Annotated in this window: 17 protein-coding genes; 2 read left to right on the top strand and 15 right to left on the bottom strand. The window is 38.5% G+C overall.

Annotated elements, in window-relative coordinates; genetic code table 11:
• Positions 1-2: 2 nt before the first annotated feature.
• From IGI88_RS13515 to IGI88_RS13470, 10 genes are read right to left on the bottom strand one after another with little or no spacing between them, the layout of a single operon-like run.
• A complete protein-coding gene (locus IGI88_RS13515; RefSeq protein ID WP_429960656.1) occupies positions 3-1313 on the bottom strand; it encodes a nucleotide sugar dehydrogenase in 1311 nt (436 codons plus the stop codon).
• The gene (locus IGI88_RS13510; protein ID WP_144330525.1) at positions 1285-2400 is read right to left on the bottom strand and encodes a glycosyltransferase family 4 protein; all 1116 of its coding nucleotides are present in this window, start codon (positions 2398-2400) and stop codon (positions 1285-1287) included. Before IGI88_RS13510 ends, IGI88_RS13515 begins: the two co-directional genes overlap by 29 nt.
• The gene (locus IGI88_RS13505; RefSeq protein WP_429960655.1) at positions 2397-3242 is read right to left on the bottom strand and encodes an NAD-dependent epimerase/dehydratase family protein; all 846 of its coding nucleotides are present in this window, start codon (positions 3240-3242) and stop codon (positions 2397-2399) included. Before IGI88_RS13505 ends, IGI88_RS13510 begins: the two co-directional genes overlap by 4 nt.
• Positions 3239-3853 carry a sugar transferase gene (locus IGI88_RS13500; protein WP_429960654.1) on the bottom strand — a complete coding sequence of 205 codons (615 nt, stop codon included), beginning with the start codon at positions 3851-3853 and terminating at the stop codon, positions 3239-3241. The genes IGI88_RS13505 and IGI88_RS13500 overlap by 4 nt, the downstream gene beginning before the upstream one ends.
• Before the next feature lie 12 nt (positions 3854-3865).
• A complete protein-coding gene (locus IGI88_RS13495) occupies positions 3866-5683 on the bottom strand; it encodes a polysaccharide biosynthesis protein (RefSeq protein ID WP_016613510.1) in 1818 nt (605 codons plus the stop codon).
• Between the two features lie 12 nt (positions 5684-5695).
• On the bottom strand, positions 5696-6460 hold the full coding sequence (locus tag IGI88_RS13490; RefSeq protein ID WP_008378782.1) for a tyrosine-protein phosphatase: 765 nt from the start codon (positions 6458-6460) through the stop codon (positions 5696-5698).
• A gap of 23 nt (positions 6461-6483) precedes the next feature.
• Positions 6484-7191, bottom strand: coding sequence for a CpsD/CapB family tyrosine-protein kinase (locus tag IGI88_RS13485; RefSeq protein ID WP_420680569.1), 708 nt, complete (start codon positions 7189-7191; stop codon positions 6484-6486).
• A 9-nt stretch (positions 7192-7200) separates the two neighbouring features.
• On the bottom strand, positions 7201-7980 hold the full coding sequence (locus IGI88_RS13480; protein ID WP_429960653.1) for a YveK family protein: 780 nt from the start codon (positions 7978-7980) through the stop codon (positions 7201-7203).
• Between the two features lie 15 nt (positions 7981-7995).
• Entirely contained in the window at positions 7996-8928 is a 933-nt protein-coding gene (locus IGI88_RS13475) for an LCP family protein (protein WP_429960652.1), read from the bottom strand.
• Between the two features lie 45 nt (positions 8929-8973).
• Entirely contained in the window at positions 8974-9843 is an 870-nt protein-coding gene (locus IGI88_RS13470) for a hypothetical protein (protein ID WP_429960651.1), read from the bottom strand.
• 860 nt (positions 9844-10703) lie between these two features.
• Here IGI88_RS13470 and IGI88_RS13465 point away from each other — a divergent pair.
• A complete protein-coding gene (locus IGI88_RS13465; RefSeq protein WP_016621502.1) occupies positions 10704-12173 on the top strand; it encodes a helix-turn-helix domain-containing protein in 1470 nt (489 codons plus the stop codon).
• A 300-nt stretch (positions 12174-12473) separates the two neighbouring features.
• On the opposite strand, the gene IGI88_RS13460 is transcribed toward IGI88_RS13465, so the two are convergent.
• The 3 genes from IGI88_RS13460 to IGI88_RS13450 all read right to left on the bottom strand — a co-directional run bounded on the left by IGI88_RS13460 (position 12474) and on the right by IGI88_RS13450 (position 15168).
• The gene (locus IGI88_RS13460; protein WP_429960650.1) at positions 12474-13679 is read right to left on the bottom strand and encodes a 3D domain-containing protein; all 1206 of its coding nucleotides are present in this window, start codon (positions 13677-13679) and stop codon (positions 12474-12476) included.
• 205 nt (positions 13680-13884) lie between these two features.
• On the bottom strand, positions 13885-14652 hold the full coding sequence (locus IGI88_RS13455) for a putative ABC transporter permease (protein ID WP_139960111.1): 768 nt from the start codon (positions 14650-14652) through the stop codon (positions 13885-13887).
• Positions 14653-14790: 138 nt separating this feature from the next.
• Positions 14791-15168 (bottom strand): DUF7006 family protein, encoded by a 378-nt coding sequence (locus IGI88_RS13450; protein WP_005234961.1) that lies wholly within the window; start codon positions 15166-15168, stop codon positions 14791-14793.
• 488 nt (positions 15169-15656) lie between these two features.
• On the opposite strand from IGI88_RS13450, the gene IGI88_RS13445 reads away from it, so the two are divergent.
• Positions 15657-16280, top strand: a complete 624-nt coding sequence (locus tag IGI88_RS13445) for a hypothetical protein (RefSeq protein ID WP_429960649.1) — start codon at positions 15657-15659, stop codon at positions 16278-16280.
• A 62-nt stretch (positions 16281-16342) separates the two neighbouring features.
• On the opposite strand, the gene IGI88_RS13440 is transcribed toward IGI88_RS13445, so the two are convergent.
• Complete coding sequence (locus IGI88_RS13440; protein WP_005234959.1) at positions 16343-18199, bottom strand: glucosaminidase domain-containing protein; 1857 nt, start codon at positions 18197-18199, stop codon at positions 16343-16345.
• 33 nt (positions 18200-18232) lie between these two features.
• Entirely contained in the window at positions 18233-19723 is a 1491-nt protein-coding gene (locus IGI88_RS13435) for an NlpC/P60 family protein (RefSeq protein ID WP_429960648.1), read from the bottom strand.
• Positions 19724-19757 lie beyond the last annotated feature (34 nt).

Here is a 19757-nt window from a genome sequence, read left to right as displayed (position 1 = left end):
TTTTATAACCTCCAATATGCAACATCTAATGATTCTACTTCGTCTTTGTTCAACATACCTTTCAGATCCATAATAACTTTTTTATTATTTACTCTATTTAACCAATAACTCATTTTTTGATCAGAGAAGGCATCATGATTGACAGCAATAATCATTAAATCTAAATTATTCATCTCATCTTCTTTTACAAATTTCAATCCATAAATTTGTTCAGCTTCTTCGGCATCTGCCTCTGGATCAAAAACGAGAGGCTCTATATTAAATTCATTTAACTCATTTATAATATCAATAACCTTAGTGTTTCTAGTATCTGGACAGTTCTCCTTAAATGTAAACCCAAAAATCCCCACTTTAGCATTTGCCACATCTTTTTTATTCTTAATCATTAGCTTTATGGCACTTTCAGCAACAACTCTCCCCATATCATCATTTATCTGTCTTCCTGCTAAAATAATCTGTGAATGATACCCTAACTGCTCTGCTTTATGAGTTAGATAATATGGATCCACTCCGATACAATGTCCTCCAACAAGTCCTGGTGAAAATTTAAGAAAATTCCATTTTGTCCCTGCTGCTTCCAGCACTTCTTTAGTATCTATTCCCATCTTATGGAAGATTAGAGAAAGTTCGTTCATAAAAGCGATATTAATATCTCTTTGCGAGTTTTCAATAACTTTCGCTGCTTCAGCAACTTTAATGGTGGCAGCTTTATATACCCCAGCTTCAACAACCAGCTCATATGTTTTTGCGATAATTTCCAAAGATTCTTGATCCATTCCAGAAACAACTTTTACGATTGTCTCAAGACGATGGACTTTATCTCCCGGATTAATTCTTTCTGGAGAATACCCTACTTTAAAGTCTTTCCCACAAACTAAACCTGATTCTTTTTCTAATATTGGTATACAAATTTCTTCTGTAACTCCAGGATAAACAGTAGATTCAAAAACCACAATAGAACCTGCTGTCAAATTTTGTCCTACTATTTTACTCGCTGATTCTACTGGTGTTAAGTCAGGCGTATGGTCTTCATTAACCGGTGTTGGGACAGCTACAATATGAAACTTAGCTTTTTTTAAATCTTCTGGATTTGATGTAAACTCTACAGAAGTATTTTGAATCACTTTATCTCCAACTTCTTTCGTCGGATCAATTCCATTTTTATATAGAGATATTTTTTCAGAATTTAAATCAAATCCAATTACTCTAGTTTTTTTTGCAAAAGCAACAGCAATAGGCATCCCAACATATCCTAATCCAACTAAAGAAATAGCCTCTTCTTTTCTAACAATCTTTTGATATAAATTTTCCATTTTGAATTTCTCCTAATCTAGTTGTATAGTAATCAATAATGATATCACGATCAAAACTACTTTCTACTTTTCTCCTAGCTGCTTCGCCCATTATTTTTTGTTCATAAAAGCTCAAGCCAATAAATTTCCTGACTGCTTCTTCAAGACTATGTTTATTTTTCACTTCACACAAAAATCCCGTTTCATTATCATCAATAATCTCTTGACAACCAGGGATGTTACTAGCAATTACTGGACGAGCACTTGCAGACGCCTCCAATAAAACATTGGACATTCCTTCATGATAACTTGGCAATACAATACAATTCATTGCTTGAAATAAATTAGTAACATTATCTACCATCCCATGATAGATTATATTCCCTCTCTCATGTTCATTTTTTATAACTTCTTCATAGTCGCCATCTACAAAACCAGCTACATGGAAATTGCAATGTGTATAAACTTTTTTTAATTTTTTTGCAACAAATAAATATTCTTCTATACCTTTTTCTTTCATTATTCTTGCTAGGAAAAGAAAATTTATAGTTTTTGCTTCTGGGTAATCTAAAGGCTTAAATTGCGTTAAATTAACTCCTGAACCAGGTAACAAGCTGTATTTATTAGAATCTAACTCCTTTTCAAAGTAACCTAAATTGGCTTTGTTCTGAAAAAAAACATGATATGCACGTTTTAAAGAAAAGCTATACATTTTTGTGCTAATTTTTTTAATAAAGTTTTGGTTTTCAATAGCATTTCCTAAACCCGTTACATTTGTGATATATGGTACTTTTAGTAACTTAGCAGCTATTCCCCCATAAATATTTGGTTTTATGGTATATGTTAAAACAGCTATAGGCATAATAGATTTAATTTCAAAAAGATATCTTTTTACTAGTTTTAAATCCTCTAAAATACTGGTTCCGTGACGGTTCACATTTATTTCTTTATGAATACATCCCATCTCAACTAATTTATCTATTCTACTACCTGAGGGCGAAAATATATGGATTTCATATTCCATCTCTAATAATCTTTCTATAAGTTCACGCCGAAAGTTGTATATCACTACATCATGGTTTACAATGAAAACTATTTTTTCTTTCATAACTTTATTTCCATATCAGAATTTTCGTATACTAAATTTCCAAAAGCTTTATTTACTAATTTTCCTATTTTACCTGGAAAGTAACCTAGTAAATATATAAGCCAGTTTAACCCAGAAAAAAGTTTTACTTTTTTTCCGTTTGATGCAGCTATCTCTTTGACCATAAAACTAGTGCGTACATATTGCGGATCTTGCGGAAAAAAAATTCCCGATTCAGGAAATTCAATTCTATTTTTAATAAAATCACATAAATGATCAATAGATAACATTGAGCGCTCGTTTTCGATATTGGGAAAAACAGGTAACTTTTTGGCTATCTTTACTAGTTGTTGATAATTCCCTTTACTTCCCTCTCCATAAATCATTGGCGGGCGGATGATTGCTATTCTGAAAGTGTCACTTTTAAGAGGAGTCAATTTTTTTTCAGCTTTCAACTTACTATCACCATAAAAATTGGATGGATTAGGTTGTGTTTCTGGAGTAATAACACGCTTCTTATTTATATTTGTTTCCTCACCATAAATAATAATCGAACTCATGTAAATAAATTGTCCGTTTTTTCCATTTAAATCGTTTTTGTACTTTTCTGCTGTCTCAACTGCAAGATCGCAATTCACTTTATAATAAAGTTGTTTCGTTTCTTCACTGACTTTTGATACATCTGCATGAGCAATTCCTGCGACATGAAAAACAGAATCATACTGAGAGAAATCTTTTTCTTTCCATTGATCTCCATGCATATCAATTGTATCAATTTGATAGTTATCGCCAAATTGCTGCATCCATTTCTCAAAGGATGTACCGATATAACTATTCGCTCCTGTAATTAGAATTCTTTTCATTCGATTTCCTCCTTCTTTATCGTTCCAGTCCCGCCTTCAACGACACCGTCACTTTTGAAAACAGAAGTAATCGTACCAAAGAAGCATTTTATATCCATCATTAAACTAATATTATCCGTATATTTGCCATCTAACTTGGCCTTAATTGGAATCTCAAGCTCGTCTCGACCACTAATTTGAGCCAACCCAGTCAATCCTGGTCGAATATTATTTGCCCCATACTTATCACGTTCTTCAATCAAATCATATTGATTCCATAGCGCTGGACGAGGCCCAATGACAGCCATATCACCTTTGATAATATTGAACAACTGAGGCAGTTCATCTAAACTTGTTTTTCTTAAAAATTTTCCGACCTTTGTGATATAAAAATCAGGGTCTTCTAAAAGATGTGTTGGCATTTCTTTTGGTGTATCAATCTTCATTGTTCTGAATTTATAAATATTAAAATAGGTTTTATTCTTTCCAACCCGTTTTTGTTTAAATATAATGGGACCCTTTGAATCGATTTTTATCGCTAGACATAATAGTAATAGTACTGGTGATAAAACAATTATCCCTATTAGCGATAATAGAAAATCTATAATTCTTTTCATTCCATCCTTATACAACAAAACCCACTCCTATTTGTTTGAAGCATTTGCAAATTTCACAATTTCATTAGCCAATGTAGCACTGTCTTTAGGAAGTGCTTCTACAAAACAAAGTACCTCTTCCAATGAATATCCTTTGATATTCCCAACAAAAATTTTCTCAAAGACTGCTTTATCATTTCTTTCTTTATCCAGCAAAAGCTCTTCATATAATTTTTCCCCAGGTCGAATCCCAGTTTCAATAATCTCAATCTCTTCTTCGCTATAACCACTTAGACGAATCATGTTCTTCGCAAGATCAACAATCTTCACCGGTTCGCCCATATCTAAAATGAAGATTTCGCCACCTTTAGCAAGTGCCCCTGACTGAATAACCAAGCGGCTTGCTTCTGGAATCGTCATGAAGTAGCGAGTCATACGAAAATCAGTCACTGTGATTGGTCCGCCTTTTGCTATTTGCTCACGGAATACTGGAATCACACTGCCTCTTGATCCTAAGACATTACCAAAGCGTACAGCAGAAAATTTCGTGCAACCTTTTTCATTTAAGCCAGTAACAATCATCTCGGAGATGCGCTTTGTTGCCCCCATAACGTTTGGTGGATTATTGGCTTTATCCGTAGACACCATTACAAAGTTTTTCACTTTCGCAGCTTTGGCAGCTTCAGCGGTATTTTTCGTTCCGTAAATATTGTTTTTAACTGCTTCTTTAGGATTGTATTCCATCAACGGTACGTGTTTATGGGCTGCCGCATGATAAACGATATCCGGTTTGACTTCCTTCATGATTTCAAACATCTTTTCTCGATCTTGTATATCGGCTATAACAGGAACGATTTCGGTAATATTGTCTTTAAAATTGATTTTCAACTCACGGTCAATTAAGTAAATCGAGTTTTCTCCATGTCCCAACAAAACTAGTTTTTTAGGATTGAATTGAATCACTTGGCGACAGATTTCGGAACCGATCGATCCACCAGCACCAGTCACTAATATCGTCTTTCCAGTAATTTGATCTTTGATGGAGTCGATATCCAATTTGACTTCATCTCTCCCTAGCAAATCAACGACATCGATTTTCTTCAAACGTGAGGTGCTGATTTTTCCAGAGGCGATTTCTTCCATTGATGGCATCGTGTTGACTTTGACATGCAAAGGTTCAATTAAGCTAAAAATACTCCGCAATTTTTTCCGTGACAAGGATGGAATAGCGATCGTAACCATATTGATCTCATACTTTTGAATCAAATCAGGTAAATCACTGATACAACCCAAGACTTTTTTTCCAGAAAGATAAGTGTTTCGTTTATTCGGATCATCATCGACAAATCCGATAATATTAATGTCACTTGCCGTTTTCGAACCTACAAAGCTATTATAAAGAATTCTGCCGCCTTCACCTGCGCCGACGATCAAGGTATTCTTAACAACCTCATTGGATGCCCCTCTCATGTTTTTTCTTTCTATATAGATCCGCCATATCAATCGACTAGCAATGATCAAAAAGAGCGAAAGAAAGTACGTAAAGATCACTAAGCGCATGCTATAGGTTTCATCACCGAAAAACAAGATCACGTTACAAGTAAAAGCGCTGCATGATACAGCCAAGAAGATAGCGATCATTTCTTTCAAGTTCGTGTAACGATTGATCCGAGAAAAAACACGAAATACGGAACCATAAAAAAGGTAGAAACCTACAGACAGACTCACCGACATCAATGTAAATTCTTTTGGAATCGCCACAAAGGGTTTCATAAAATAAACTGCTGCTATATTCGCTGCTATGATCAATAAACTATCTACAACTATCAAAGTTACAATTTTTCTTCTTCTCGTTAATTCAAACAACCCAGTTGCCCCCTAAAATAACCCGAATTTCTTTTTTTTCACTTCTGTAAAAGCTGGAAAACTGATTTGATCCCCATTTATCAAATCTTTTGCTACTTGTTTCATCAAGGTTACTTTGAGCATGCCAAAATCTTGCTCAATTTGCTCATAAGCTTCTTTTAAATTAAAGGTGCGTTTTGTAACGCCATGGGCATCCGAAGCGACCATCTGAACAAGATTATGTTCAACCATTGTTTTTGCTGTTTTTTGGATTTCTTTTCCAAATACGCCGACATAACTTGGCGCAGTTAACTGTGCCAAACAGCCCATATCCAAAAAAGGGATGAGATTGTTAGGGTCTTTTCTAAAATGAGCATTCCGCTCGGGGTGGACAATGACTGGAATCTTTCCCAGCTGTAGTAAATCGAAGAATATTTGTTCTGTATACGTAGGCACTTCAATCGTAGGAAATTCTATCAAGATATACGTATCATCAAGATCTGTAAAAAGGATGTCATTTTTCTGTATATCCTCAATTAAATCTCCTGTTATCCTAACCTCTTGCCCCTCAAGAACTGTCAAGGGCAGGTTCCGTGCGTCTAATTCTTCTTGTAAAGAGGTAACGAGAGAAATGACCTCTGACTTCGGATTGCGGTATTTTCCATTGTTATGATGTGGGGTACAAAGGATATGCGTAATTCCTTGGCTAATCGCTTTTTCAGCCATAGCAATGCTCGCATTGATGTCTTCTGCACCATCATCAATTCCTGGTAAAATGTGGCAATGTAAATCAATCATTTCTCTCGTCTCCTTCAAATTAATTAATTTCCATAATAATAGTAGTAACCTGAGTCTTTCGAGTGTTCGGCACCGTTATAGACCACCCCAATGATTCTTGCTTGAACCATATTCAATAGATCTCTCGCTTTTGTTAAGGATTCTTTACGTGCAACATTTTCTCGAACCACTAAGATCGTCCCATCTGCTTTAGATGCCATGATTTGTGCATCGGTGACTGCTACAACTGGTGGCATATCAAAGATAACCACATCGTAAAGGTTTTTCGCTTCTTCCATCACTTGGTTCATTCGTGCTGACCCAAGTAGCTCAGATGGATTTGGTGGTTTTGGTCCGCTGGTTAAGACAGATAAATTATCAATCACCGTTTTTTGAGCTGCTTCAAGGACGCTCGTTGAGGTACTTAATACGGTACTCAATCCACTCGCATTGTTTAAGCTGAATGTTTTGTATACAGTAGGCTTTCGCATATCGGCATCAACTAACAATACTCGTTGTCCTGATTTTGCAAAAACAACCGCTAAATTAGCTGAAGTTGTCGATTTCCCTTCACCTGGACCAGAAGAAGTAACAACAATGGTCTTGATTTGTTTATCTGCTGAAGACGCAAATTGAATATTTGTACGGATCGTACGATATTGCTCTGAGATTGGTGAAGAAGGATCAACCATTGTAATCAAGCTCACTGCATGTGTCTGTGTCCCAGTACGTTCTTGTTTTTTTGCCATCATTGTTCCCTCCTAGACCCGGCTACGACTACGGCGTGATTCTGCCGTTTTGTCGCCTTGCGGTTTCTTAATAAATGGTGCGCTTGGTTTTTTCTGAATGGTCGCAGCCAATTCTTTTGGTGACATTTGGGGTACAGTACCCAATACGGTAAAGCCTAATGTTTCGGTTACAAATTTATCATCTTTGACAGTTCGATCTAGTAGCTCCAATAAGAAGGCTAAACCGACACCGACCACGATCCCTAATACCAGACCAATGGCTAAATTTAGTTTGTTGTTAGGTGAAACGGGTGTAGTACTAGCTACCGCACTTGAAATGATTGAGATTTTATCAACATTCATAACATCTTGAGCATTTTCTTGAAAGACCAATGCTGTTGTGTTGGCAATATTTTGCGCTGACACTGCATTGGTACTAGTTGCCTGAATGGAAAACATTTGTGAGTTCTGTGACTGGTTGATTGAAATGGATTCTTTCAATTGTCCGACAGTCAAGTCAAGGTTATTTTCAGACTCCAAACGATCCTTTACTTGTGTCATAACCAAGTCACTGACAATCATATCCTTATACGTATTGATCATTTGCAAGTTTGTATTCACATCGTTGGCATTGGTAGTTTCGGATTGTGGCAATGTCACAATCAACTGAGCTTGTGAACTGTATTTCGGTGTAATGACAAAGAAGGTGAATATCCCTGCTAAAGCTAAACCAGCAAACATTGAAATAAAAATAGCAGCTAAGTGTTTCCGTAGAATTGCGAATATTTCTTTTAAGCTAATTGTTTCTTCCATCTTTTCTCCACTTTCCTATTCATTCTCTAGATTTAGTTGAGCTTTCAACTCTTTTTGAACTCTTGCTAGTTCTTCGTCACTCACACGCTGATATGAGATGCCATCTTGCATGAATCCTTCCCCTTGCAACTGATCTTGTTTGATCGTTTGAAAGGCACTGCGATAGTTAAATGCTAAGGTTCGTATGTCATCGAAACTCATATCTGTCTTCATGTTTTGCTCAACGGCATTTAAGATCGTTTGATATTGGGTGATTCCATCAAGACTCAAGACTTTCTTAACGATCCCTTCAACGATTTTACGTTGGCGTTCTTGACGCCCATAATCGCCGTTTGGATCTTCATAACGCATTCTTGAATAGGCAAGGGCTTGTTCGCCATTTAGTGATGTACGTCCGATAGCAAAATCAAAGCCGTCTTGCGAAAAGGTGATTTCATTATCAACTTCAATGCCGCCAACCGCATCGACTAATTCTTTCAAACCAGCCATATTGATTGATACATAATGATCGATCGGAATATCCAAGAATTTTTCTACGGTATTCATTGCCATCGCTGGTCCACCAAAAGCATAGGCATGATTAATTTTATCTGTCGTCCCATGTCCAACGATATCAACATAGGAATCTCTTCCAATACTCACCACCGTCGTCTGATTGTCTTGTGGGCTGATAGTCGCAACCATCATGGTATCAGAACGTCCTTGTTCGACTCTTCCTAAATCACCGGTATCGATCCCCATCAGTAAAACCGAGAAGGAATCTTTTTGGGATAGGTCGACATCATTTTCACGTAGTCGATCTTCTCGATCACGTTCGACTGATTGATAGGTTTCTTGAATTGAGTTTGATACATCAAAATATAATTTTGCAGCGACACCGATCATTCCGATGACTAACACTGCAACGATTGAAAAGATGATTAAAAAGATTTTTTTTCCTTTTGACATTTGCTTTCCTCCAGTTATCTCTATTTTCTTCGATACATCTTTAAATTAGTAAACAGTGTCTGAACTTTGGTCTGTCCAGGTGCCTTCTCCTGCGGATGTATCCTCTGAATAACTTTCTGTTGAAGCGGGGGGTGTATACGTGCTGTATCCTGTGTACCCCATTTGGGTAGCGACTTTATCTGCTAATTCGGTGAATTTCTCTTTCAATTCTTCGTTGCGAACTTTGCTGATACTGTCGACTGCACTCAGGTATTTTTCTAAGGTGACTTCACTTGTCACCTCATCCCCATCAAGCATTTCATCAAAAGTTTCTTGTAATTTTGCAATGCGGTCCAATTGAGTATCCGCATATTCTAAATAGGAAACAACTAACTCTTTCCATTTACTATCCTCAAAAAAGCTCAGATTTTCACGGACATTCCCGACATCCGTTTCTTTTAGATCAGCTCTAATGGTGACATCATTTTCAGCACTTTGCCAATTTGAAACACCTTCAGTAAATAAGGCTTCCGTATCCGCTTGTACTTTTAATTTTGCCTCGATGTCTTTTAGCTGATCATCAAGGGCGGTTTTTTCTTGTTGGATCTCCACTGACTCACTTGGCAGTGCATCATCATCGATCCCATAATCGTCTGCAGATACTTTCACTGCAGAAAGTTTTGCGACTGTTTTAAGAACGTCTTCTTCTTTAAGATCTTTTCGCAAAAACGTTTGATCTTCGTTGCTGTAAAATTCAGCAATTTCATTTGACAACTCATTGATGCGATCTTTTTCGCTGGCAATCGCTGTCTGTGCATATTCGACTCGCTGCTGATATTGCCTTTGGTTATTTTGTCGGTAACCAATAAAACAAATTGCAACGGCGCCAATACCAACGGCTAAAACAGTCAAAGTCTTTATTAACGGCTTTCCCATGAACACACTCCCTACTTCAATTGTGCTTGTTTAAGCATTCTGCCTTCCTCTCACATAATAAAGGCAATTCTAGTTTATTATAAGAGAAATGTATCATTAAATAAAGGAAATTCCCGTTTTTTATTTATTAAGGTATATTTTTCGTCAATAAAAGACTTATATAATGCCAAACATCAGTTATTTTAAAAAACCATAAATAACGTCTACTTTACTTGACAGTTTTTTTAAACCCTCATTTTAAATAATGATTAATTCAGTTATAATCGTTGTTCTCATCACCTTTGAAGGTTGTCACATTATAGAAAAATAACCTTAAGAGATTATATTCGTTCACTTTCTCAACATCTTTTCATTATAAATAGAAAAGATAAGAAATTCAGAAAGTATTTTTATACACTTTTCTTGTTATTATAAATTAATTTGGCAAAGCTGAATTCTTTTCTTGGCGCACTTAGGGTTTCCTTTGCGGCTGCTATTTATTTACGTCAATCGTTCCTGTTAAAATTATAAGTTGTCTTTCGCAAAGTGACTTTTTTCTTCAATTCTGTTCCCCTTAATATTCAATCGCCCCCCGAAAAACAATAATCATTTAATTTTTATTCCACCACTAAAAACTTATCGTCTCGCCTCCTCTCTGGCTATTCAATTTCAATCAATCTTCTTCGACATGCTGGAAAAAACGTGTTTCTACCTATATATATGCCGATCGTCAGTTGATTTATAGAAAATGCAAAAAATCTCGCATAGACTCAGGTATAGATTTCACCAATCGATGAAATACGTGATTTGTTTTTTCTTCCCTATCTTCTTTAAGATGAATAAGTAAGATTTGCGATTTTGTTCATGAAAGGAGCCACGTCTTGAGAAATTTTCAAATAAATTTTATTACTAATACTGCAACGATTCGATGGCTGAAAATTTTGAGGGCATTCGAGAAAAATTATCAATGTTCGACTCAAGGTTTGGCAAAAATTTCAGGAAGTACCACGCGAACGATCGTTACGGATGTGACGGATCTAAAAGAGTACTTTGGCGATTGTTTATCGATCGACTCTTCTCACAAGGGGTATATTTTTTCGATCAAACATTCCGCTGTTTATTTAACGAAAAAACGTGCACTGATTGCCAATGAGATTCTGTTCCATATCATCGAAAGTATTTTCCACAATGATCTTTATAGCTCATCTGAATGGGCTGAGAAATACCATATATCAGAAAGCACTGTTCTTCGCTATTTGCGGAAAGTGCAACCGATTTTTTCTTTCTATCGTTTGGAGATCCAAACCAATCCTATTTGCTTTATTGGTGAGGAGATCAATATTCGCAAGTTTTTCCATGATTTCTATTACGAATCGGAAATTACTGCCCATACGATTTTTCCGCCGATCGCCATCCAAAATATCACTGCTAGCGCTTTTTCTAGATGTTATCAACTTGACCAGCATGCTTGTTCGTTTGGTGAATTCAATTATTACTTGTATATCACCTTTGAGCGCCATTGTGCGGGTCAAGGTATCGAGTTGCCTAAGCAAATAAAAAAAATATTTGAGCAATATAATGATTTTCGGCTATTTTCTGAAATCAACGAGGCAATGAGTGAACAATACCAAAAAGAACTTCCCTATGAGGAAGTCCTTTATTTGTTCTTATTGGTGAAAACCCGTCGTTCGATCAGCAACTTGGCGATCGAACAAACCTTTTGTAAAGAGTATAATCATTGGCCTGAAATTAAGCAGCTTGCTGCAGCCTTTGTCAAGGATTGTTTGCCAGATACTCAAGATAGCGCTCGTGACCGGCTCTTAGTAGAATCCTTTTTTACGGTAGCAAAAATCAAGCAATTATTATCCCCCTTATTAAACCATATGATTTCGGATACCGTTCATTTTGTCGAAGAGGCGTATATGGATGATTACCATCTATTTAAAAACTATCTGTTGACGCAACCATTAGCCAGAGAAATTTGGGACAGTATCACACTGGAACACTTAGGAACGAGTCTTACGATGTACGTTACCTCTATTAAATCTTTGTACTGGCAAGCAAAGAAAAATATCGCTTTTTTGTTTGAAGGCCCCTTTTATTTATGCCAATTATTAAAATGCAAATCTGTTCGTTATTTGCGCAGCTCTCGGACATTTTATTTTCCAGACTCCAATGAATTGTCGGCAGGCTATTTGGAAAAAAATCAAATTGACTTGATCGTCACCAACTATACGGAATACATTACCGAATATGCCCAAGACATTGATTATTTGCTATTCAAAACTTTTCCCGATGAGCACGACTGGGAAGCTTTAGAAGAAAAACTGAATGCCAACTTCAATCCTTGATAAATGAAAATCTTGGCCCTTTAATTTATGGGACTGAGGAATCATAACTGATTCTTCAGCCCCATTTTCATTTTAGGTATTAAAAAACATATCGTTCTCTAGTATGATTAGATCACCACAAAATAAATAACTGAGAGAACGATTGTAAGGACTTATAGGCAATTTAAATAAAAACAGAGCGTATCCGTTCGGGTCGGCACTGACACAGCGATACGCTCTCTACTTATGGCTTATTCTATTAAAAGCAAAAAAAAGAAGCAGCCACTTCATTCTGTGAGCTGCTTCTTGCTAGTTGATTGATTAATCGAGAATCGTTACTTTTACTTGACGACGTCCCCATTGGATACATTGTGCTACGTTATCAAAGTGAACATCAATGATATTTCCTTTGATCGCGCCACCAGTATCAAGCGCTAGTGCTACGCCATAACCTTCAACATTGACTAAGGTGCCTAACGGAATCACGCTTGGATCCACGGCAACTGCCATTGGATTTTTACGTAAGTCTGTACCGCTTGCTGTAAAGAAACTGGAGCCAGCTTCTTTATAAGAGTAGGCAGTTGATTCCATCATCAATGTCCGACCACTGCTTGTATTGCTGTTGTTGCTATTGTTGCTATTGTTGCTATTGTTATTGTTATTGCTTGAGCTGCTATTTGAGCTATTGTTACTGCTTGAAGAGCTGCTCGATGATGAGGTGCTACTTTCAGTCGTATTGCTGCTCGATGAAGCAGACGATTGTGATTCAGAAGCGCTTGAACGTTCGGCAGCTTGGGCTGCTTCTTTTTCTGCTTTTTCTTTCGCTGCTTGTTCTGCCGCTTCTTTGGCTGCTCGTTCTTCTGCTGCTTTTTCAGCAGCTAAGCGAGCTGTTTCAGCTTCTTTGCTTGAAGCGATTTGTGCCAAAGTTGATTCGTTTTCTTTCAATTGGGCTTGTAGATTCGCAATTTTTGAATCCAGTGTTTTGGCTTCTGATTCTAATGCGGTTTGATTTTCTTTCAATGATTGCTGTGTTGACTGTGCTTTTTCTTCTAAAGCTTCTAGCTTTTCTTTTTCAGCTGTTAATGAATCGATCTTTTCTTTTTCCAAGTTTTGTAACATCGTCATCGCATAGGCACGATTGATAAAATCTTGGATGTTTGATGATTCTAACAGTACCGTCCAGTCTCTGGTAGACCCGCCATTGACTTGGATGTCTTTCATACGTTCCGCAACGACTGCTTCACGCTTTTCAATTGTTTCTTGTGCAGTTTTGATTTCTGCTTTGGTTGTTGCTAATGATTCTTCATTTTCAGCGATCTGAGCTTTTAGCTCTTCTACCTCACTGTATTTCGCATTCACATCAGTCAATGCAATCTGTACTTCCGTACTGATTTCCTGACTTTGCTGCATGACGGCACTTTCTTGCTCTTGCAATGATTCAAGTGACTCAGCCTGCGCAAAGATTGGAGAAACGATTCCTGCCGCAAAGACAGCGACAACGATTGTTCGTAGTTTCTTTGCCTTCAAAAAATTCCCTCACTTCTCACTATGTTTTCCAACATATCCTATTATACAAATTCTTAAGAAGAATTTTATTGCAGGACCTTTACAATTTGTTACAAATTATCGTAAAAGTGGGTGTTTTAATCGTCTTTTTCAACTGAAATCAGTCAGAAGTGGGAAGAATCAGCATTGATAAGGGTTTATTTTTTGTAACCTTACCGTAACAAACCTATTTTTTCTTACGGATCGCTTCAATAAATCGAGACAATTCCTGACTGCTTTTTATCTGATTGATTTCTAACTTTTGAAAGTTTTTTAAGAGTCTTCTTTGATGGAAATTCAATCTTGGTAGATTCTGTTTTAATGCGCGCCATTCTTCTGGAAACGCTGCGAAGCGCCCTTGCCAATCGTTTTTATATTGCTCAATATTTTCAGCCAATTCTTTTTTGTGCTGTTCAAAGGCTTGATTGACCTGTTGCACCGCTTTCTGAAAGGCAACCAAGTTAGCTAGGGTATAGCCCATATCAAAAGAGAGAACCATTAATAAGAAAACTGGCAATAAGAATCCTACGCGAGCACTCAATGTTTGAACAATCTCCAGCATTTGCGGATGAACAAATCGAACAATGAGCACACAGCACACGCCCCAAAAAAGAGAAATCGGCAATGCCACCCGTCCATTGATATTTAATGGGACTTCTTTATAATCCCACCATGAGGCATGAAAAAAACGCTCAAGTAAATAACTTGTCACATATTCAAGCACGGTAACCAACAATGCTGCCGCAAAGAACAGTGGAATCACTTGCTCATGCAATGGCCGCAATAAATAGACAACGCCAAGAATCCCAAAGCCGTAGATGGGTGTGATGGGACCAACAAGGAAGCCCCGATAAACAAAGTGCTTGGCTTTTAGTGAGCAATAAATGGTTTCCCAAAGCCAACCGATAAATGAGTACAAGAAAAATAATAAAATGATCCGTTCAAATTGAACCATACCTATCCGCTCCTTTTCAAACTGTCACAATGATCTGTGCAATCGTACTTGTCATCACAATCATACCACAAATCAATCAGTCTTATTTTGAATCAGTGCAGTAGCTTATTCCCTGTTTGAACGTTCTTTTTTCGTTGCTTATTGATCACCAAAAATAATTGATGGGTGCACTTGTTCTTTCAAACTATAGCCACATAGTTCTTTGTTGAAGGTAAAATGATCTTGTTCCACATTTGCAATGATCTCATCTTCGGAAAATCCGTGAAAATCGTAGTCATTGATGTAACTGCGAAGTAATACTAATTTTGCATCGATCAAGAGAACTCTTTGGATATCCATCCAAAAAGCCATGTCTTTGTTTTTCAATATTTTTTTCAATTCTGCTTCCTGTGCTAACCAGTACGCATAGACTGATGGCATTTCACCTTTAATGGTTTCAGCAGATAATCCTTCTCTCATTTTTACTAGATACTCATTTACTGATTGATAAAACAATTTCCTTCCCCCTAGTTCCATTATTTTTAAACGTAGATCTTATGTTTTTTCTATTCCTCGCCGCTTTGAGCTATCTTTCTCTATCCGGCTGTCGCTGATGTCGCCCTACTTTTTGTATCGAAAGAAGCCATAGTATTTCGCAACAAAATTCTGACAATTATTCAAAACAAATAGATAAATAAAAAACACACTATTATTTTATAGATATAACCGACACAATTTTTAACTTCACTATTCTTTTAATGCTTCCTTTCTTTTCTAAAGCATAGCAAAAGTCGCCCCGTATTTATAATCAACTTTTGCATCAATCTAAGAAAAAAGTGAAAATAAGCGGTAACAGTCAGTTATTTCGGCTTCATTTTTTTAATTTATTATTTAACAATCCTTTATTTTTTTCTTTTCATGCAGTAACTGAGAATATTTTATTGCGTTATTTCCTTTCCTATTATACGATTAACTAAATAATGTTGGTTATTTGAAAATAGAAAACAAAGGGGAACGTGAGAATAATGAGAAAAAGTGTTGTTTTTAGTTTATTGGGGTTCACACTTCTTTTTGCTGGCTGTACGCCAAAAGAGGAGAAACCAGCTTCAGAAAGCACGGAAAATGCAAGCGCTACAAGCTTATCTATGACTTCGTCAACAGAAGTCGCGCAAGAATCGACGGGCTCTTCCAGCGAAGCGGCTTTACCGAGTTCGGAACAAACCATCACAGGCGTGAGTGGAACAAACTATACCATCGATTTGCCTAGTAATTGGCAAGAGGTACCCGATTTCACTTCATTGAATCCTGACAATGATTTCATGTTGTCAGATGCGTTAGAAACGAAATACTTAGCTGCAGTCGTTGAATCGAAACAAGATTTTGCCGATTTAGAAACGTATCTCGGATTGGTTCAAGAAAATTTGGCAACAAGCTTCGATACGACCGCCACCTTTTTACCAATTCCTGACACGAAGGCCTATTTCGTTGATCTCCCAGCGACAGTTGAGGGGCTAAATATCCACTATATTTATTATGTACTTGAAACCGACAATAATTATGTTCAGTTGTATGGTTGGACGTTAGAAAGCTTATACGACTCTTCAAAAGACGAGCTAACAGCGATCATGAACAGCTTCAAAGAAGAATAAACAAAACATCTGGAACCATTTTGGCAAATAGCCGCAAAAATGGTTCCAGATGTTTTTTCATTTTATCTACGGACTACAAGACGCTGTCCTACAAGAATCAATGAGCCAGAAAGATTATTCCACTGCATCAACTGATTCACAGTCACACTGTAGCGTTGCGAAATGCCCCATAGAGTGTCTCCCGAACGTACGGTATAGGTGGTGCTGTTTGATGAGGAAGTGTTCGTTTCTTGAACATACGCTGCACTTACCCAGCCACGCCCTTCAATTCGATACCAGACGTTGTTGCCATTCACACTGGTTCCGGTCTTTTGCGCAACCGCGCGAAAAGAAGAGTTGTTTAACAAAGAACCAACAATTCTGGCACTGGTAGACGCATCAGAGCGAATATTTAATGTTGCGGTTGTACGAAACTCTTTGTTGATGCTTTGCTCAGAGCTATTACTTCCAGCGTTCACTTCTGTCACGTACGTAGCACTCACCCAGCCGCGTCCTTGAATTCGATACCACACATTGTTTCCGTTGACACTCGTTCCCGTCTTTTGAGCGACTGCTCGAAATGTCGCATTACTTGCCAAGGAGCCAACAACAGAAGCGCTAGTCGATGCATCTGAACGGATGTTCAAGGCAGCAGTTGTGCGGAACTCTTTGTTGATGCTTTGTTCGGCATTGTTGTTATTGTTGTTGTTACCATTATTATTGTTGTTATCATTCCCACCCGTATTCGATGAGATCTCCGTCACGTGAGCAGCACTTACCCAGCCACGTCCTTGAATTCGATACCACGTCGTATTGCCGTTCACACTGGTACCAGTTTTTTGCGCTACTGCTTCAAATGTTGCATTGGCAGCCAATGAACCAACGATCGAGGCGCTAGTGGAAGCATCCGAACGGATATTGAGTGCTGCATTTGTTCTGAATTGCTTATTGATCGCCTGCTCAGAATTGTTATTGTTGTTATCATTTGAACCGCCACCACTTGATGTATCGTACTGGGTCAAATTGTGCGTTTCAATCAAGTTGTTTAGCTTACTTGCATAAGAAGTATCGGTGGCATAACGTCCTTGCAGCCATTGAGTCGCGTCACGATAAGAATTTGTATTAGACTTCCATGCCCCATGGTAGAAGAAAACACCCGGCGAAAATGAGGTAGTTCTCAAAACGTGCGCATTGTCTTGAAAAGATTCTTTTAATGAGGGGTATTTACGAAACCTAGCAATAATCGGATAGAGATTGCCATTCCCGTCATCTTCCATGGTTTGCATCTCTACAAATTGTCCATTGTAAGATCCCTTGATACCAAACATATTATTTGCAAGAGTGGTCAGCGTGGATTGCCCCCAACCCGATTCTAAGATCGCTTGGGCAATCATGACCGAAGCGTAGAGGTCATTTGCCCCGGCAACTTCTTGTGCCATTGGTCCTACTTGCTGAATAAATGCTTGCTGATTGTTGGAACGTGCCATTGGATTGTTGTAGTTGGGCATGACCTTCGTTTCAATGGCGATCCGCTCTTCTTCTGACAGAACAGGAATATCACTATCGGTTTCTGCTTCATTCTGTTCAGAAGCATCATCTGCTGGTGCATTTTCGGGTACCTCTTGGATGTCTACTCCATCCGCACTTTCAGCTTCTGATGGATCGGTACTATCTTGAGTTGCTGGTGATCCCTCGTTCACTTCTTGATCTTCTACAATGCTCACTGAATCATGCGTCGATGTGTCTTGGGTTGACTCTGCTGTTTCAACTACTTGAACACCATTTTGGGCTTCTGCTGACTCGAGTGTATCTGCTAAAACATTCATCGGCAAAATATTCACCGTACTAACAAGTGCAGCGGTTGCCGCCGCACTTTTACGGTAAAGAAGCCCTCTTTTTTGTTTCTTCGCACGATAACGAAGTTGTTTTCTTTCTTCCATTTGTCTCTCCTTAAAACTACAGCTAGCTACTTCTTACATTCTTACTGCAAAGCTAGGTGTAAAATGAGCGGTGCTGCCAACAGAAATATTTTGTCCTGGGCGTGGTGCATGAATGTATTGTCCGCCACCTAAAGCAATGGCTACATGATAGGTGCTACCTGATGAACCCCAGAATAAAAGATCTCCTGGTTGTGCTTGGCTAACGGAAATCACTGTACCGGCTGTTTCTTGTGGCACCGTCCATCCACCAATATCTCTCCCTGTTACTTGTAAAAAGACATAGCGAGTAAACCCAGAACAGTCAAAGCTGTCCGGTCCTTTGGCACCCCACACATAGGGTTTTCCGATATGCTTATAGGCTTCTGCCACGATTGCAGCACCATTTGTTGATGCTGGTGCAGAAGGTGCTGGCGGCGTCACGATCGGTGCAGGTGACGGAGCAGGCGTTGGCGCCGGTGTTGGTGTAACTGGCGTCGGTGCTGGCGTTGGTGCAGGAACTGCAGGTGCACTGTCCGCTGGCGTCTCCGGTGCTGCAGGTGTCACTGGTGTTTCTGGCTCATGAATTTCTGGTGTATCTACTGGTGTTTCCTCTGGAACCTCTGGTGTTTCAACCGGTTCAGATTCTTGCGTTTCCTCTGGTTGCGTTTCTGCTGGTGCTTCTGGCTCTTCCACTGGCGCTGGGCTCTCTGTTTCTACGTCAGGTTCTGTGCTCTCTACTTGAACAGCTGCTTCATTCAAGGCTGCTTCTTCCGCTGCAGCTTGTTCTGCCTGCTGTTGCGCCGCTTGTTCCGCTTGGGCTTGTAAAGCAGCTACTCGGGCAGCTTCTTCACGAATTCTTGCTTGCTCCGCTTCATAGGCTTCTTTTTCCGCACGCAGCTGTTCTTTTTCTTCTTCTTTCGTTGCTTCTTCGTAGGCTAAATTACTAACTAAGACATTTAATTCTGCTTGGCTTGCTTCCAAAACACCTTTTTGTGCTTCCAGATGGCTCTGTGCTGCTTGCAATTCTGCCACTTTTTCTTGTGATTCCGCACGCTTTTGTTCAACAGCTTGTTGGTCGGCTTTTTGCTGTTCGATCACTTCATTATTCGCTCGAATGATCGTCGTCATCGCATGCAAACGACCGACTAGATCACTGACAGAGTCCGCCTCTAGTACCGCTGTTAGAAAATGGTCGCCTTTTCCATTAACTTGTGTTTCTCTGGCTTGCTTTTCAATGTTTTCTGAGCGTTTGGCAATGCGCTCTTCTAACTGACTGATTTCCTGATCCAATCCTTCGATCGCTTGCAACAAATCACTTTGCTGCGCTAAAATGATTGCTGCTTCTTGATTTAACGAATCAATTTCTGCAGACAATCCGTCAATTTCCCCTTGTACGCTTTGACGTTGCTGTCTCAACTGATCAATTTCGTTATTTTTTTGTTCAATCAATTGATCGTGATTCGTAGCAAAAACGGTCACAGGTCCGCCGAATGATGACAATACAATGCCGCACATACACACTGTTGCAAAGATTTTCTTCTTCATCTGATCCTCCAAATTCAATTTTAAAACTTTTTTT

Origin of the sequence: Enterococcus sp. AZ179 (genome assembly GCF_050498885.1) — a bacterium.
Lineage (GTDB): Bacteria > Bacillota > Bacilli > Lactobacillales > Enterococcaceae > Enterococcus_D > Enterococcus_D entomosocium.
Note: the sequence above shows the minus strand (reverse complement) of the source record. Positions and strands in the feature narration are given on the sequence as shown.

Excerpts from the sequence above, each read along its gene's own strand:
- IGI88_RS13505 (WP_429960655.1), bottom strand. The coding sequence starts at position 3,242 with ATGAAAAGAATTCTAATTACAGGAGCGAATAGTTATATCGGTACATCC.
- IGI88_RS13435 (WP_429960648.1), bottom strand. The coding sequence starts at position 19,723 with ATGAAGAAGAAAATCTTTGCAACAGTGTGTATGTGCGGCATTGTATTG.
- IGI88_RS13455 (WP_139960111.1), bottom strand. The coding sequence starts at position 14,652 with ATGGTTCAATTTGAACGGATCATTTTATTATTTTTCTTGTACTCATTT.
- IGI88_RS13490 (WP_008378782.1), bottom strand. The coding sequence starts at position 6,460 with ATGATTGATTTACATTGCCACATTTTACCAGGAATTGATGATGGTGCA.
- IGI88_RS13485 (WP_420680569.1), bottom strand. The coding sequence starts at position 7,191 with ATGATGGCAAAAAAACAAGAACGTACTGGGACACAGACACATGCAGTG.
- IGI88_RS13440 (WP_005234959.1), bottom strand. The coding sequence starts at position 18,199 with ATGGAAGAAAGAAAACAACTTCGTTATCGTGCGAAGAAACAAAAAAGA.
- IGI88_RS13450 (WP_005234961.1), bottom strand. The coding sequence starts at position 15,168 with ATGGAACTAGGGGGAAGGAAATTGTTTTATCAATCAGTAAATGAGTAT.
- IGI88_RS13475 (WP_429960652.1), bottom strand. The coding sequence starts at position 8,928 with ATGTCAAAAGGAAAAAAAATCTTTTTAATCATCTTTTCAATCGTTGCA.
- IGI88_RS13515 (WP_429960656.1), bottom strand. The coding sequence starts at position 1,313 with ATGGAAAATTTATATCAAAAGATTGTTAGAAAAGAAGAGGCTATTTCT.
- IGI88_RS13480 (WP_429960653.1), bottom strand. The coding sequence starts at position 7,980 with ATGGAAGAAACAATTAGCTTAAAAGAAATATTCGCAATTCTACGGAAA.
- IGI88_RS13470 (WP_429960651.1), bottom strand. The coding sequence starts at position 9,843 with ATGGGAAAGCCGTTAATAAAGACTTTGACTGTTTTAGCCGTTGGTATT.
- IGI88_RS13445 (WP_429960649.1), top strand. The coding sequence starts at position 15,657 with ATGAGAAAAAGTGTTGTTTTTAGTTTATTGGGGTTCACACTTCTTTTT.
- IGI88_RS13510 (WP_144330525.1), bottom strand. The coding sequence starts at position 2,400 with ATGAAAGAAAAAATAGTTTTCATTGTAAACCATGATGTAGTGATATAC.